At 51.0% G+C, this 16,323-nt stretch carries 14 protein-coding genes; 9 read left to right on the forward strand and 5 right to left on the reverse strand.

All coding sequences use genetic code 11. The annotated features are described in order from the left end of the window. Nucleotides 1–17 precede the first annotated feature (17 nt). Both AC3WQT_RS17515 and AC3WQT_RS17520 read left to right on the forward strand, forming a co-directional pair. Nucleotides 18–935 carry a DMT family transporter gene (locus tag AC3WQT_RS17515; RefSeq protein ID WP_492705537.1) on the forward strand — a complete coding sequence of 306 codons (918 nt, stop codon included), beginning with the start codon at nucleotides 18–20 and terminating at the stop codon, nucleotides 933–935. A 71-nt stretch (nucleotides 936–1,006) separates the two neighbouring features. After that, a complete protein-coding gene (locus AC3WQT_RS17520) occupies nucleotides 1,007–2,350 on the forward strand; it encodes an aminopeptidase P N-terminal domain-containing protein (RefSeq protein ID WP_492705648.1) in 1,344 nt (447 codons plus the stop codon). 31 nt (nucleotides 2,351–2,381) lie between these two features. Here AC3WQT_RS17520 and AC3WQT_RS17525 read toward each other — a convergent pair whose 3' ends face one another. The 3 genes from AC3WQT_RS17525 to AC3WQT_RS17535 all read right to left on the reverse strand — a co-directional run bounded on the left by AC3WQT_RS17525 (nucleotide 2,382) and on the right by AC3WQT_RS17535 (nucleotide 4,488). Next, complete coding sequence (locus tag AC3WQT_RS17525; protein WP_492705539.1) at nucleotides 2,382–2,792, reverse strand: hypothetical protein; 411 nt, start codon at nucleotides 2,790–2,792, stop codon at nucleotides 2,382–2,384. Nucleotides 2,793–2,801: 9 nt separating this feature from the next. Further along, nucleotides 2,802–3,305 (reverse strand): hypothetical protein, encoded by a 504-nt coding sequence (locus AC3WQT_RS17530; RefSeq protein WP_492705541.1) that lies wholly within the window; start codon nucleotides 3,303–3,305, stop codon nucleotides 2,802–2,804. 454 nt (nucleotides 3,306–3,759) lie between these two features. Next, complete coding sequence (locus AC3WQT_RS17535) at nucleotides 3,760–4,488, reverse strand: metallophosphoesterase family protein (protein WP_492705543.1); 729 nt, start codon at nucleotides 4,486–4,488, stop codon at nucleotides 3,760–3,762. A 138-nt stretch (nucleotides 4,489–4,626) separates the two neighbouring features. On the opposite strand from AC3WQT_RS17535, the gene AC3WQT_RS17540 reads away from it, so the two are divergent. The 7 genes from AC3WQT_RS17540 to AC3WQT_RS17570 all read left to right on the forward strand — a co-directional run bounded on the left by AC3WQT_RS17540 (nucleotide 4,627) and on the right by AC3WQT_RS17570 (nucleotide 13,063). Continuing rightward, the gene (locus tag AC3WQT_RS17540) at nucleotides 4,627–5,220 is read left to right on the forward strand and encodes a hypothetical protein (protein ID WP_492705545.1); all 594 of its coding nucleotides are present in this window, start codon (nucleotides 4,627–4,629) and stop codon (nucleotides 5,218–5,220) included. A gap of 257 nt (nucleotides 5,221–5,477) precedes the next feature. Next, the gene (locus tag AC3WQT_RS17545; protein ID WP_492705547.1) at nucleotides 5,478–6,320 is read left to right on the forward strand and encodes a hypothetical protein; all 843 of its coding nucleotides are present in this window, start codon (nucleotides 5,478–5,480) and stop codon (nucleotides 6,318–6,320) included. 96 nt (nucleotides 6,321–6,416) lie between these two features. Further along, complete coding sequence (locus AC3WQT_RS17550; protein ID WP_492705549.1) at nucleotides 6,417–8,099, forward strand: serine hydrolase; 1,683 nt, start codon at nucleotides 6,417–6,419, stop codon at nucleotides 8,097–8,099. Nucleotides 8,100–8,260: 161 nt separating this feature from the next. Further along, nucleotides 8,261–8,845, forward strand: coding sequence for a metal-dependent hydrolase (locus AC3WQT_RS17555; protein ID WP_492705551.1), 585 nt, complete (start codon nucleotides 8,261–8,263; stop codon nucleotides 8,843–8,845). 96 nt (nucleotides 8,846–8,941) lie between these two features. After that, complete coding sequence (locus AC3WQT_RS17560) at nucleotides 8,942–9,487, forward strand: hypothetical protein (protein WP_492705553.1); 546 nt, start codon at nucleotides 8,942–8,944, stop codon at nucleotides 9,485–9,487. Nucleotides 9,488–9,899: 412 nt separating this feature from the next. After that, nucleotides 9,900–11,921 carry a glycosyl hydrolase family 18 protein gene (locus AC3WQT_RS17565; protein ID WP_492705555.1) on the forward strand — a complete coding sequence of 674 codons (2,022 nt, stop codon included), beginning with the start codon at nucleotides 9,900–9,902 and terminating at the stop codon, nucleotides 11,919–11,921. A 101-nt stretch (nucleotides 11,922–12,022) separates the two neighbouring features. Further along, nucleotides 12,023–13,063 carry a cupin-like domain-containing protein gene (locus AC3WQT_RS17570; RefSeq protein ID WP_492705557.1) on the forward strand — a complete coding sequence of 347 codons (1,041 nt, stop codon included), beginning with the start codon at nucleotides 12,023–12,025 and terminating at the stop codon, nucleotides 13,061–13,063. 113 nt (nucleotides 13,064–13,176) lie between these two features. Here the strand turns inward: AC3WQT_RS17570 and AC3WQT_RS17575 are convergent, their stop codons facing one another. Both AC3WQT_RS17575 and AC3WQT_RS17580 read right to left on the reverse strand, forming a co-directional pair. Then, nucleotides 13,177–14,856, reverse strand: a complete 1,680-nt coding sequence (locus AC3WQT_RS17575) for a chitinase (protein WP_492705559.1) — start codon at nucleotides 14,854–14,856, stop codon at nucleotides 13,177–13,179. A gap of 396 nt (nucleotides 14,857–15,252) precedes the next feature. Then, nucleotides 15,253–15,978 carry a substrate-binding periplasmic protein gene (locus AC3WQT_RS17580; protein ID WP_492705561.1) on the reverse strand — a complete coding sequence of 242 codons (726 nt, stop codon included), beginning with the start codon at nucleotides 15,976–15,978 and terminating at the stop codon, nucleotides 15,253–15,255. Nucleotides 15,979–16,323 lie beyond the last annotated feature (345 nt).

The raw sequence follows: 16,323 nt of genomic DNA on the forward strand, positions 1-16,323 counted from the left end.
CAACCAGAGAGCAAAACATGCTTGCATCACCAGTCACCGTTCCATATAGCCGCAGCGCCACACTGGCTTATATTGCCGCCATGCTGATGCTGGCGACGCTGGGTATTTTTATTCATGAAGCCGGTCTGGATGCGGTGACCACGGTGTTCTTCCGTTGCCTGTTTGCCGCCGTCGCGCTGGCACTGTATTGCGCTTATAAAGGCATGTTTGTCGCTGCCAATTTCTCGCGCAAGAATCTGGCGCTGGCAGTGCTTGGTGGCTTGCTCATGGTCTTGAACTGGGTCACTTTTTTTGCGGCGATACAGCGCATAGGCATTTCTGTTACCACCATCGTTTTTCATGTACAGCCGTTTATCGTTTTGTTGTTGGGGGCAGTGTTGTTCCGTGAAAAAATCGTTGCCAATAAACTGGCCTGGATATGCCTGGGCTTTGCGGGGTTGGTGCTGGCCTGCGGTTTGCAAGTGAGCGGAGTGAATATGAGTGGGCAATACCTGACAGGTTTGCTGCTGACACTGACAGGCGCATGCGCGTATGCAGGCGTCACCCTGACCACCCGCGCCATGCTCAGTATGCCGCCACATCTGATCGCATTCATCCATTGCCTGGTCGGTTTGCTCTTGCTGGCGGCCTTCATCACCTTGCCTGCCAATGGCATACAGATGCAGCAGTGGGCCTGGCTGGCCGGTTTGGGTTTGCTGCCCACGGCGCTGGCCTATGTATTGATCTACGGCGCACTACCAAAAATGCCAACCAGCGCCATTGCCGTACTGACCTTTATCTATCCGGCAACGGCGGTAGGTGTGGATTACCTGGTCTATGGGCAGCGTATCAGCCCGGTACAAATGGCTGGGCTGATGCTGATCGTGCTGGCCAGCCTGGGTGTTAATTTGAACTGGTCGTGGCGTTCTGCCAGGCACAGAGCAACACAAATATGAAACCTTCAGGAGTGACGATGTCAGAATCTAAACCAATACCAATACCTATACCCGCAACCATACCCACACCTATGCACATCTACGCGTCCAGGAGAGCCAGGCTGGCAGAACACATGCGGACACAAGGTGGCGGTATCGCCATCATTGCCAATGCACCAGAAGTCATGCGCAACCGTGATGTTGAATATCCTTATCGTCACGACAGTTATTTTTATTACCTGTCTGGTTTTTGTGAGCCGGATGCCGTGATCGTTATTGTCGCTGGCGCTGGCGAGCAGACCGAAGCCATCCTGTTTTGCCGCGACAAAGACCCTGAACATGCCATCTGGCATGGCTTTCGTCACGGTCCAGAAGGGGCACGTGAACATCTGGGATTTGATGCTGCTTTTTCTTTGCAGACACTCGATCAGCAGATGCCCAGACTGCTGGCAAATGCGCCAGTTCTGTATCATGCCCAAGGTAGTAATGCCACGCTTGATGTGCGACTGCAAACATGGATGCAGTCGCTACGTCAGCACGCACGCAATGGTGTTTGCACACCTGCTGTCACCCATGATGTGCATGCCATATTGAATGAGATGCGTGTCATCAAGGACGACATTGAAATTGCGCTCATGCGCAAGGCAGTCAGCATATCAGCGGATGCGCACTGCCGTGCCATGCAATTTACGCGGCCCGGCCAGACTGAATACCAGTTGGAGGCAGAGTTGCTGCATGAATTTCGTCGCCAGGGTGCAGCCGCACCAGCTTATCCGGCCATCGTCGCTACCGGCGCGAATGCTTGCGTGCTGCATCACAATCCTGATCATGCAGTCATTAAATGTGGTGAATTGGTGCTCATCGACGCAGGCTGTGAATATCAGGGCTATGCTTCTGATATTACCCGTACTTATCCGGCAAGCGGCAAGTTCAGTGCTGCACAAAGGACGCTCTATGAAATAGTACTGGCGGCGCAACTGGCTGCCATTGCCACCGTGCGACCAGGGGCGAGATTCATGGACCCACATCAGGCAGCAGTCAGGGTATTGGCGCAAGGCATGCTCGACACTGGCCTGCTCAAGCGCTCGCTATGTGGCAGCGTAGATGAGGTTATTGCCAATGGTGATTACCTGCAGTTCTTTATGTGTAAAACCAGTCACTGGCTGGGCATGGATGTGCACGACGTAGGTGATTATCATGAAGCAGAAAATCCTGGCGCTAATCCATGGCGCATCCTGCAGCCAGGCATGTGCCTGACCATAGAACCCGGCATTTATATACTCCCCGCGCCCGGTGTGCCAGAGCAATACTGGAACATAGGCATACGCATAGAAGACGATGTACTTGTCACCGGGGAGGGCTATGAAGTGTTAAGCCATGCTGTACCCAAGACAATATCGGAGATAGAAAGCTTGATAGCGAATGAAAATCACTGAAGGTATCAACAATGAGCTCAATTTGCCATATTCATTCTGCAAAATACATACGCATGAACCAGAAGCTGAGCAATAAATTGAATAAAAGTATTGTAACAACTCCCGGAACGAATAACTTGACTTCAACTGCCAAATCTTTGGACGTAATATAAGCAATGTAACCAGAAATTAACGGAACAATAGTGTTCAAGATATTTGCTGCGGGAAGACTTGCACTGGCACCCATAAAACATCCAATAGTGGAGCCAAAAGATGCACCCATCAAAAACAATGCGATTCTGCGAGCAATACCTATTTTCTTTTTTGTGTTTGTCACTGGATCCAGATAGGCTTCTGTGCCATAGGCACAAGAAAAAATAATTGAAGTCGAAAAAATGACGATAATTATAGGCAGTAAAAGACTAAGCGCTGCACCAATCGACTGCCATGCTTTCGCGTCCATATATCTTCCTTACGCAGGTTGTAATTCTTTTCGGTGCCGCCTCTCTTTTTCTTTCTGTGCTTCATTTGTTACCCAGGCAGTCAATTCTTTATATTTGGCTAAATACGTAAAATATTCATCCATCAACTCGCCATTTACTCCGGCAGCTTCCAGGGCGGCTACTATGCTTTGATGCCTGACTATGTAGTCGTCTTTTGTGATGAGTCGTTGCGCGAGCATCTGCTCTAAAGAAGAATCGATTCTTTTTACGGCAAGAACATAACGATTGATTTTTTTGTTATAACCCTCTAGCACGCCACTACGATATGCCTCAAGATCACCACGACATCTTTCAAGATTTGAAAGTCGATTTGTATCAGGAATCAAGCATGTTGGTAATGCAGTTTTAAGGTCATCAGTCTTTGGTGGAATTGGAAGCGGACTTAGAGAATCAAGACTCATTCCGAGAGAGATTAAAGGAAAGCACAAAAAACTCAAGACAAGTAATGTTGGAATTAAAGTGTTTGGATTCATTTTCTTTAATATGAAATTAACTTGCATGCTGGTAATTTAGTCGCTAATTAAAACATTTATTCTTAATTTACTCGCTTGACTCATTTTCCTTCTTTTCAAACATACAGTCCGATTGCCAAACTTATTTAATAACTCATTTGAAAGATACATTCATGTGAGCTTTTTATCTAGCAATTTCGCAAAGTATAAGCAATTTGTGCAATTTTTCCCGTCGGGAAATTTTTTTGTTTTTTCACTTCAAAAATCTAAGGACAAGTGATTTACCAGGTGGGGGTCATTGCTCACTTCATACTGTTTCAAATATTGTTTCTGGTATTGATTAGTATCGTGTAGAAGACGACTTGTGCCGTGTTGTCAGGTCTCAGATAGAGTGTGAAATTATCCCTTGATTTGTGGCTCGCTTGCGTTCAATGAGATCACTATCTGTAGTATTTTCTCTCTATTACTTCAAGATTCAGCGCCGGTGCAATGTCGCCCAAGGCACTTCATGATCATGTTTGCCAGCGACAACGACATTGCCCTCGATATCCGTCACCCCGCATAAACCCACGCCATGGGCTGTGAAGCCCAGGCGTTCCTGGTGCTTGCTGTAATCAATGCGGTCGTGATGATGGCCGTGAAAAGTGCGGCCCACGCGCATGCTGCGTGCCAGTTCATCAATGGCGATGAAGCCATGCGGATGGGCACTGGGGGCCTCATGCGTGACCAGGATATCGGCACGCTGGCTGGCGAGATAATTATAGTCAGTCGGGAAGATGGAGCTGTAATGTTTGCGCGGCAAACCTTCGCGCCAGCGGTTCTCTTTGCCAGCCTTGAGCGTGTATTCCCTTTGTGTCTGAAACTTCCTGGCACCCGGTGGCATCCAGATATGGCCACGGAACACGCCACCCAGACCGGCGACTCGGTAACCGGCAATCTCTGCTACCCGCCCATGCAGATTGCGGCTGGCCAGGGCTGAGCCAAACAGATGGTCATAATCGGCATCAGTATCGGTGTCATGGTTGCCGTGGATGTACCACACTTCAGTCAGGTCAACGATGGCGGCCAGTTCCACTTCCAGCGGCTTGCGGGCTTGCAAATCACCCAAAAAAACAATGGCGGCAGGGCGCTTTTCCAGCACGGCGTCAATGACATGCTGGAAATTGCCGTGGGTGTCACCGCAAAAATAAATGGCTTGCATCATGGTGCATTAAAAATAGGCGCGCATGGAAGATGACGCCGCGTGAGTTCAGATGCAAAGAATATACCTGAGAAACAAATTCAAATAAGATGTAAGCCTTAAATATTTTTTGAAATATTCAACTTATAGAAAAAGGCATTTATGTTTTCATGGAAATGGCTGTTCGCAGCAATCATCCTGATCTTTGCTGTTCAACACTGGCGCAACCGGCCTTTGCCGGTGCCGCCGGGCAGTATTGCGCCCAATGATCCAGTTCAGACCACGTCCGGCTCAGGCAAGACTTACGATCAAAACAATTACCAGCTGACCGCGCTGGCAGACTTTACGGTAGAAGCGCGGGTATTGTCCAAACAGACGTATTCATCCGACCGCGAAGCTGAACTTGCCCCCGTTGACCTGGCCCTGGGCTGGGGTTCCATGTCAGATACGGCCGTGCTGAATCAGTTATCGATAGGGCAGAGCAACCGTTTCTATTTCTACCGCTGGGAAAAAGAACCGCCACGGCCACCGGCAGAAATTGCTACCCACAGTGCCAACATGCATCTGATTCCCACTACACCGGCGCTGGAAAAAATCATGAAAGACGTGCGCGTCGGCCAGGTCGTCAGGATACGCGGCCAGTTGGTTGAGGCCAAGGCCGCCGACGGCTGGCGCTGGCGCTCATCCCTGACCCGCGAAGATACCGGGGCAGGTGCCTGTGAATTGATCCGGGTAGAGGCAATCGAGGTAAAGTGAGGTGGTTATGTGTTGATAATGAGTAATAAATTGGCAAATTAGTACTGTCATGTAGCGCCTTGAGGATGATATTTCAGTACTTTGTCCAAAAATATGGCACCAATCACCAAAAGTGACGACACTTTGAAATACTGTTTTGCTTGCCCGTCCCTTCCTTGTTCAGTATCAAGGTTATATGGGATGGCAAGCATAGCCTGATGGGCAGGGGGTAACTTTATTCCTGCCCAGCAGAATAATAATTCAAGGAAATGCTCATTATGCCTGCTGCTTCTACGCTCGTTTTTACTTTTACTCCCACAAGATATATCGCTGCGCTGGCAATCATGCTGGCATCAGTAACCACGTTTTCTGGTCAGGCGCACGCCCAGACTCAGACAAATGCGCCAGCCAGCTCATCTGCAAATTCATCAGCAAGCTCACCTGCAAGTGCGTCCGCCAGCGCATCGGCAAGTGCTGCCGAAGAGCTGCAAAGTGTAGAAGTCAAAGCCATCCGGGACCCCGCCATCATGCCGTATAAAGTGGCGTATGAACTGATGTCCAAAGTGCGTACAGCAAGCAAGGACAAGGTACAGATATTGATACGCATCACCTCGGCCAAAACCCATGCACCGGTACCCAACCTGAATATCTACCTTGACGGCAAAAACACCCATCAGCAACTGGAAATATCCGCAACCGGTTTCGTCAACGTACCACTGGATCAGGCCGCCTATGCCGATGGCGCAGAGTTCGTCACCAATCAGAAAAAAGGCTCGATGGAAGTCAATATCCTGCTCTTGCCCAAGCTGCCGCAAGATGTCTTTAAATATGCCGACATCAGCGAGAGCATCGAAGCCGCGCAAATGGCCATCAAAGAACTCGTGCCCTGGTACTTGCGCCTGTTCATGCCATCGGTGAATGGCATAGGGATTTGTTATGCAGAGCAAAACCAGACTGTACTGGTGAAAGGCAATGAAGAACAACAACTGCCAGCAAATAGCGACGCTACTGATCCTCTTAAAAACAAAGTCCATTGCGCCAGATTTGCTGCCAAGGATGCCGCCAAAGAAAAAGGTAACCTGATCATGCCGGCGACTGGCTGGCAGGCGATTTATATGTAAAGTCTGGCAGTGCTGGAGTTACATGCTTTTTAGATAATTGCATGATGATTCGTGTAATATACCGCTGGTCATTCATTTAGCCTTTCGGGATTACAGATGAAAATATCCTCAGCCTTGCTCGCAGTTTGTGGCCTCCTCGTGCTGGGGCCAGTAGTTGCCGCAGAAGATGTCACTTCATCAGTACAAAAGACCGCCAGCGCCCGCGTCAGCAGTGGTGCTATTCCTGGCCTGGTGGTGGCAACCATCAACGGACAATCGCAAAAAGTGCAGGGCTTTGGCCTGGTCTCGAATGGTAAATCGCCAGCGCATCTGCCAGATGCCAATACCGTCTTTGAAATTGGTTCAATCAGCAAAACCTTTACCGCGTTACTGCTGGCAGACATGCAAGTGCGTGGCCAGGTCAAGCTTGATGATGCTGTGGCAACGCTGCTGCCGACATACACAATTCCGCAATACCAGGGCCATGCCATTAGCTTGCTGGACCTGGCCAGCCAGACCTCAGCCTTGCCGCGTCTGCCCGCCAATTTCGCCCCCAGGCAAGCTGATAATCCCTATGCCGATTACACAGAAAACAATCTGCGCGACTTCTTGCGCAGCTATCAACTGACACGCGCACCTGGCGCAAAATATGAGTATTCAAACCTGGGGTATGGCTTGCTCGGCCAGGCCTTGTCCATACGTGCAGGCAAGTCTTATGCAGAACTGGTACAGGAGCGCATCGCCAAACCGCTAGGTATGGCCGACACCAGCATCGCCCTGACTGCCACCATGCAAAGCAATCTGGCGGCAGGTCACGATGCGCAAGGAAAACCAGCCTCCAACTGGGACATGCCCACCCTGGCCGGTGCAGGTGCACTGCGTTCCAGCACACAGGACATGCTGCGCTATCTGCAGGCACACATGCGTAGTGCAGACGTGAAAACGCCCGCAGGTTTGCAACTGGTACAACAGCCACAACGTCCCACTGGCATGCCGGGTTTGCAGATAGGCCTGGCCTGGCATGTACAAAGCGTGCGCGGCCAAACCGTGGTCTGGCATAACGGCATGACGGGCGGTTATGCATCCTTCATCGGCTTTACTGCTGATGGCCAGCGTGGTGTCGTGGTACTGGCAAATGCCAGTGTCAGCGTTGACGACATAGGCATGACAGCTTTGCTGCCAGCCGCATCAGCCACATCAGAGAGCGACACCAGCAAAGCCAAAGACATGCGCCTGACCAGCAAGGAAATGGCAGAATACACAGGCCGTTATCAACTCGCACCCGGTGCCATCCTCAGCATCAGCGCAGGGCCAGATGGTTTGCTGGCACAATTGACAGGGCAGTCACAGGCCGCAATTTTCTCGCGCAAGAAAGATGAATTCTTTTACAAAGTAGTCGATGCCAGCCTGCAATTTGAACGCGACGCCAATGGCAAGATCAAGTCATTGACACTGCATCAAAACGGCCACGCCTCACCCGCCCCACGCATAAGCGACACCGCACCCGAGGCCGCCAAACGTACAGAAATACAAATCCCGGCTGAACAACTCAAACAATATGCAGGCAGCTACACTCTGGCACCCGGCTTCAAACTCATCATCAGCGAACAGGCTGGACAACTGTATGCCCAGGCCACAGGCCAGGGCAGCAACCCTGTCTTTGCCGAGGCAAAAGATAAATTCTTTTTAAAAGTCGTCGATGCCCAACTGAGTTTCCAGCGCCAGGCAGATGGCAAGATCTGCGGCCTGGTTCTGCATCAAAATGGCCGCGACATGCCGGGGCCGCGTGATGCAGATTGATTCTGATTTACCTCATGCCTATTTTTGAATTGACATTTTTTGGAAATTTGAAGTGTGAGCAATCCTCAGGAACTGGCACTTCACACCCAGCGCATACACACTTCACATTGCAAGGCTAAGCTGGTGCATCTTCACTAGCTGCCATTTGGCCACGTTCACCGATGTCTTCTTTGCTGGCCCATGTTGCCGCTGGCCTGACGCTGTATTTTTGCCGCAAGGGTCAGCCGTCACGGCTGCATGTCAGCATGGCTTTGCCAGTCTTGCTGGCGATTGCACCTGACTTTGATTATTTTGGTATCTGGTTTTTTCATTTGCGCTATGAACAGCGTTTCACGCATTCGCTGCTGTTTTGCCTGATGACAAGCGGTATGGCTTATTACCTTGTACGTCGCATGGGGTGGCAATCCTCTGCTGTGCCAGGTTTCTGGATATTGCTGCTGGCTGCATGCTCGCATCTCTTGCTTGATATGCTGGTGGGGCGGTCTTTGCCTTTGTTGTGGCCCTTCATGCCTGTCGAACTTTCTCTACGTCTGGTGTTGTTGCCAGGGGCATCGCACACCGGGCTGATCAGTTACGCGTTCTGGCGCAACCTGATCGTGGAAGCATGCCTGCTCTTGCCCATGCTGGCGGCCATGGTGATGCTGGTGCGACGCCTGCCTGTACGGGCGCATATGCCAGAAATTATGCTGGTGCTGGCTATGTGGTCCGGGCTGGCTTTTGCTGGTGGCAAGCTGATCTGCAATTGATCGGCATCAGTTTCTTTAATGATTGATGAAGCTACGAATATGCCATTGATGTTTTTAAAACGTTGCACTTTCATATTGATCGCTTTGTTTTTGATCATGGGTCTTGTATGGCGCTACATCTGTATTCCGGACGAGTGCGGTCAGACCGATATCATGCGCGATGGTGTGGCGACCGGCCTGTTGAGAGCTGACGGTTCTCGCTTGCCTGGTGATGTCTTGCATAAAACTGGCTCGTCGCGCGAGAGTTACCGTATCTATAACCATACCCAGTTCCTTGATTGCAAGGGCGAGACTGATCTTAGCCTTGTCAGACGATACCTGTATATTGAATATAGAGACCCACGCCTGAGTAATGACCTGGGCAGCGCAAGTCGCCATGACAGTGCTAATGTGCGGGCGTATGAAGCTGCGGGATTTCGCTTTGATCCTGTCACCAGCGGTTTTCAATGTGGCCAGGTACACCATGCCAGATGTTCAGGCTGGTATTTTTTCTATGGCTGGAAACCTGAGGATGTGCTGATCAATGCACCTGCATGGCTGCCCAGGCCAGCACTGAATGCGGCATCATTTGCAGGGTTTTATGGCGAGGGGACGCTATTCAGGGGTAGTGAGCCTGATCAGTTTTATTGGGTGAGTTTTTAAAACCTGTGTTTTCTACAGTCAGTATGCTGCGAATCTGCTGTGTCGGATAGACCCCTTTAATGCGATGGCTGCCACACCAGTCATTTACTCATCAAGGCTAAAAGTTTTTGATCAAAACCCTGCTGTCAGTAATAGTACCACTTTGGTCAATTGTAATAATTGGTATTGTTATGGTATTTAAATTTTGATGCCTGTTTTATCATCACGCCCCTCAGTTTTTCCTTTCCAAAGCTCAACTTTCGCAATTGGACTCTTCTTTTGTAACAATATTTTCTTTCCAAAAAAACCACTTGACCGCCTGATATTTAAGCAACATCTTTGTCGAAGGTTTCTACTCAGAATGAAGCCTAAATCACGAAAATGACCCCGAACAATTGGGGCATTCGTTTATTCACACCTCAGGGGGAATAGGATGAGACAAAGAACTGGAAATCGCGTTAACCATCTAATGCTAGGTCTGGTCGGCAGTATGCTGGCGGCTTGCGGCGGTGGAAGTAGTACCAGCAATCTGACAGACACACCCAAGACTGGCGCGCACATGGCAATGCCGCCGGCACAGATGGCTGATAGCAGTTGTGCTGCATGGAGTAACACGCAAGTTTATACACAAGGTAATTGCGTCACCTATCAGGGCACAACATACAAGGCCAAGTGGTGGACACAGGGGAATGTGCCAGGGGCAGAACAGTGGGGCCCTTGGGAAGTGAGCGCGGTCACGCCAACTCCAACACCTACACCAACTCCGACACCAACCCCCACACCAACGCCGACTCCTACCCCAACACCAACGCCCACTCCTACGCCAGCTTGCGCTCCTTATGTTGCCGGTACCAGCTATCTGGCAGGCAGTGTCGTCAGTAATGCGGGTGGCGTTTATCGTTGCGATGTAGCGGGCTGGTGTTCGACAGGCGCATCTGCCTATGAACCTGGTGTAGGTTGGGCTTGGAGCACAGCATGGACTGCGGTAACGTCCAGTTCCTGCACAACGCCAACGCCGACACCAACGCCGACACCAACGCCGACACCAACGCCGACACCAACGCCGACACCAACGCCGACACCAACACCAACGCCAACGCCTACTCCGACACCAACACCAACACCAACACCAACACCAACACCAACACCAACGCCTGTCGGTGGCCGCGAAGTTGGTTCGTATTTTGCACAGTGGGGCGTTTACGGTCGTGGCTATGAAGTAGCAGATATCCACACTACGCAGACGCCGGTGAATGGCGTGCAGACCAGCATCGCTGATCAACTGACCTTCATTAACTATGCCTTTGGCAATGTGTATGCCAAAAACGGCGGCTATGAGTGCGATATGGTCACCAAGGCAGAGACAGGCAATAACAACCCACCTCCAGCCGATGCCGGTACCGGTGGTGATGCCTTTGCCGATTACCAGCGTCAGCCCGCCCGCACCGTGGATGGAAAAACCATACCATGGGACGCCAAGCTCACCGGTAATTTTGCGCAACTGAAATTGCTCAAGGCGGCACATCCTAACCTGAAAGTCTTCATTTCACTTGGTGGCTGGACATGGTCCAGGTATTTCTCTGCGGCGGCGAAAACCGATGCCCTGCGCAAGCAACTGGCGAGGTCTTGCGTCAAGCAATTTATCGCGGGTGATTTGCCGGTGCAGGATGGACGTGGTGGGCCAGGAGCAGCCAAAGGCGTGTTTGATGGCATCGACATCGACTGGGAATATCCAGGTGGTGGCGGGCAGTTATACAATACCTTTGATACTGTCAATGACAAGCATAACTTCACCTTGCTGATGGCAGAGTTCCGCGCACAACTTGATGCACAAGGGGCTTTGGATAACAAGCGTTATGCCTTGACTGCGGCAATTGGTGCGGGTACTGAAAAGATCGCTCAGACTGAGCCTTCTCTGTATAGCCAGTACATGGATTGGGTGAATGTCATGACTTATGACTTCCATGGCGGTTGGGAAAACACCACCAACTTCCATTCACCGCTGTACCATGACAGTGCAGACCCATCCACGGGTGTGCTTGCCAAGTACAATAGTGATGACGCCATCCAGGCACTGGTCACAGCCGGTATGCCACGCAACAAGATCTTGCTGGGTATCCCGTTCTATGGGCGTGGCTGGAAGAGCGTCAGTGCCGGGCCAAATGGAAACGGCTTGTATCAGGCAACGGGTGGGCCAGCACCGGCCACTTATGAAGCAGGGATAGAAGACTACAAGGTCTTGAAGAACAAGACCGGTACGCGCACCCTGCATCCTGTGACCAAGCAGTTGATGTTGATGACCAATAATGGCGAATGGTGGAGTTATGACGATCCGGCTGTCATTGCCATTAAAATGAAGTATGTGCGTGACCAGAACTTGCGTGGCGCATTTACCTGGGAGCTTGATGGCGATGCCAGCGGTGCCCTGGGTAGCGAAGTCTGGAAAGGGCGATAAGCCTGATTAGTGAAATGGTATAGTTCACTAATAGTGTAGGGCTGCGGATGTGATGAGTACACGAAATCACATCCGCAGTTTTTTCAGCGAGAGGAAAGCAAATGAATGCACAACTTGGTTTGCATGCACAAGTAAAGCAAGCAACTCAGTCCATGAGCGATGACTGGCGTCGCTGGATCGCAGAAAATCTGCTACTCGGCGCACATCCGGCAACCCTGGAAAATGTATTGCAAAAAAATTCCTTCAGCCTGCATACAGCCAGGCTGGAAATCAGTGCAGCTTTATCCAGCCCCTATTTTCAAGGGGTGCAAAGACTCAAGAACCGGCTCGACAAGCGTGACTGGGTATTGGCCATCACTGCCAAACTCGATCAGATAGAACCGCTTGCACTGGAACGTCAACATCAATTATCCGGCGAACAGTTTTTGCATGACTATTACCAGCAAAACCGTCCCGTCATCATTACCGGCGTGCTGGATGATTGCCCGGCGCGCAGCCGCTGGAATCTGGCCTGGTTCCGTGAGCATTTTTCTGAACGTCAGGTAGAAGTGCAATTTGGCCGCAATAGCGACGCCAATTATGAAATGAACAGCATCGCCCACAAGCGCCAGATGCGCTTTGGTGACTATGTCGATCTGGTGGAAAAAAGCGGCCATAGCAATGACATGTACATGACTGCCAATAATGATTCCAGCAACCGCAAAGCACTCAATGAATTGTGGGAAGATGTGCCTTCATTGCCCGAGTACCTGAAGACAGATCAGGGCAAGCAAGGCTTTTTCTGGTTTGGTCCGGCGGGGACGATTACGCCTTTCCACCATGACCTGACCAATAATTTCATGATGCAGATCATGGGGCGCAAGCGCGTCAAGCTCATCGCGCCATGCCACCTCGCCAAGCTGCAAAATGAGCGTCATTGCTTTACGCCGGTAGATGGGCGTAACATCGACCTGACACGCTTCCCTCTGATGCGGGATGTGCCTGTGCTGGAATGTATATTGGAGCCGGGTGAGATATTGTTCCTGCCTGTGGGCTGGTGGCATTTTGTAGAATCACTGGATATTTCTGTCACCATCGCTGCGACAAATTTCCGTTGGGATAATGACTTCTTCAGCAATTACCCGGCTAATCACGACTTCTGATCAACAGTCTTTCATAAAAAGAAAACTGCGCTTCCAGCGTATGCCGGAGCGCAGTTTTTTTGTATCAGCTATCCATGCGTTGCCTGTCATCTGACAGACAACGCATTTCAACATTAAGGCAAGGTTTTCAAGACAGCCTTGGTCGGTGCCGAGAAGTTATAACCATCATGTTTATCCCAGTTGATAGACCAGGTCATGACTCCTCTGAAGCCAGGGTAAGCCTGTTTGGGGACGATGGTGCCGCAGTTCAGCAGCTTGGTCAAACAGTTCAGCGCATTGCTGACATCTGCCGAAGTGGTAAAGCCTGAATTGGCTGAACTGCGCCCGGATGGCACACCAAAAGCAACCTGGTCAGGACGCAAACCGGCAAAAGTGTTACCTCCATACGTAAAGCCCTCAATCAGCATTTTTGCCGTACCCACCAGCTGGTCTGCCGACCCAGCCCTGAGTGGTGCAGACTGATAAGGTGTATAGATATCACCATTGTTGTAATACTGTGGATGCAGGATAGTCAGCTCATCACGCAGCGCGTTGATGATAGGAATATACGCACCCCAGATCGAGCCGTATGAGGTAAAGCCACCTTCCACATAGACCCATTCCGGTGCCATCGACAGGTAGAAACTGGAACCGACTTTGGTCTTCAGTTTTTTGACGGCAATAGGCAGATAAGTCTGGATAGATGCGCCCTGTGCCACACCGTTTTCAAGATCAAGGTCGATGCCGTCAAAACCGTATTTGCTGATGATGCCGTACAGGCTGTTGGCAAAGTTGGTCGCCTCTGCATCAGAGCCCACCGAGACTGAACCATTCTGGCCACCTAGTGACAACACCACTTTTTTGCCCTGTGCCTGCTTGGCTTTGATATCTGCAATGAATTGCGCCTCGCTACCTGCACCTGGGTCCAGCGTAAAACTCACGTTGCCCCCACCAGCATTATCGCCAAACGAGACGACGATGACATCCCAGTCATTGCTGACCTGCGCGATAGGATAAGTATTACCGCTAGGGTTGGTAAAGTTATGCCAGTAACCGACCAGCGCATGCTTGGCCAGGCCAGGGACTGGCGTAGGAGTCGGCGTTGGCGTAGGAGTCGGGGTTGGTGTTGGTGTTGGTGTTGGAGTAGGTGTGGGGGTAGGCGTCGGCGTTGGTGTCGGAGTGGGCGTTGGGGTAGGTGTCGGCGTTGGGCAGGCACTTGATGTGACTGATGTCCACGCACTTGTCCAGGCCCAGCCTACACCAGGTTCATAAGCCGATGCACCGGTTGAGCACCAGCCCGCCACATCGCAACGATAAAAGCCACCCGCATTGCTGACTACTCTTCCAGCGGCATATTGAGTGCCGGCGACATAGGCAGAGCAGCTAGGTGTTGGCGTCGGAGTCGGTGTAGGTGTGGGTGTTGGGGTAGGTGTTGGCGTCGGAGTAGGCGTCGGCGTTGGTGTGGGCGTTGGAGTAGGAGTGGGCGTTGGCGTGGCATCACAAGCTCCTTTGCCTGTCCAGGGTTTGCCACTTCCAGATGCGCCGCTATTGGTCGCAGGGTTTTCATTTTGCGTCCACCAGTTCGCCACATAGTTATTGCCCCCTGTACTGACCAAGGCACCGCCGTTGTAGGCTGTTGCTGCATCCCATGCCGCATAGCAGGCTGTAGAAGCCACTGCTGGCGGGGCTTGTGGTGGTGTGTTTGCCTGGCCTGTGCTCGCGCTGCTACCACCGCCGCATGCCACCAGCAAACTGCCACTGGTCGCACACACCAGCATGTTTTGAATCAGATTTCTTAAAGTTGTATTTTCCACTGCTGTCTCCCCCATGATTTTGTGAATTCAGAAAATGTGTTTATTCCCCCAGATACATTCTTGATACGCTTGCCCTTGCTGCAAACAAGCGCTCAGGAATCAAGCATGTAGGCCTTGAATTTGGACGTCAACTGGTTTTGTTTTTATCTTGCCACTTAAATACCACTTAATTGACAGGCAACAAGATGCAATGGAAATAAGAATCAGGTAAACAGCACATCCCCTGCTTTTGCCGGGCAATGATCAGACCAGCCATGGCGATTTGCGACAGTGGTATTAGGGTTTTTGTAATGCGCAGGAATGATGGTGGGTCAGATGATGGCGCATGCGGGTGCAGACCTGCGCGCGATGGGGAGCAGAGTTAGCCAGCTTATTCAGGCTGGCCCAGACATAGCCTCACTCCTGGTACTTTTCAAATAATTTTGCCAGCGTACCCTGGCGCTCAAGCAAGACGATTGCAGCTCTCAGTTTCTTTGCATCTTCAACTGCCAGGGTTTTTGACAGCACCATGTAAAGCTCATCTTTAAGCATTACCTTGGGCAGCAGTTTGATCTGGCCTTCCAGCCCTGCCTGCCGTATTTCTGCAGCGATGCCAGGCGAGCGGTGACAATAAAAGCGGCCCCTGCGCGCAAGCAGTTTGTTCAGATTGGATTTGGACGACACCGCACTGGCATCTACCAGCAAGCCGCCCTGGTCCCTCAAGCGATCATTGATGGCATAGTTGTGCATGGACAAGATGATGCCGTCCTTGCCCAGCTTGCGTATGTCATCCCAGCTTGTCACCTGTACATCGTCGTCAGCGCGCACTGCCAGCAGATAATTGACCGAGAAGATGGGGGTATCGATATAGTCATAGAGCAGGGCGCGCTCTTTGGTATGCAGCACGCCACAAATGGCATCCATGGGGCCAGAAGTGATACGGACCAGTGGCAGCCAGTTTTGATCGCCAACAAACTTGATGCCGGGCTCCACCGCTTCTATGGCCCGCATGATGTCAATACATATACCGCCAACAGCAGGTTTGCCATCTTGTACTATAGCGATGAATTTTGGGGCAGACGCTTCTTGCGCCGCTGTCCTGATCAGGCTCTGTGCACTGGCTGTCCCGGCAAAAAATAACAAGGAGGCCGCGAGCAGAAGAAGGTATCTTGCGCTTTTGATATTCAATACGAAACAAGTCACGTATTGCCCCCGTTTTTATATTTTTTAGCGCAACATCCTGGTTCGATTTTAGCCAGAGACAAGCTTGCGAGCGCTTTTCATGATTGTACGCCAGCGTATACGCGTTGTCTCTGCCATTCAAGAGAACAGAAGCCCAGTACAAGCTACCTACGACGGAACTTGCTGGCAATTGTCCATCTGCTTGCGAGCATATGCTGCGAATTCAGGGCGAACCTTTATCAAGAGTATGATAGCTGGTTTCAGTTGCAATTTACTGGCAATATTGGAATGCTGATACCTGGCAGA

It is taken from the genome of Undibacterium sp. FW305-107 (genome assembly GCF_058788535.1).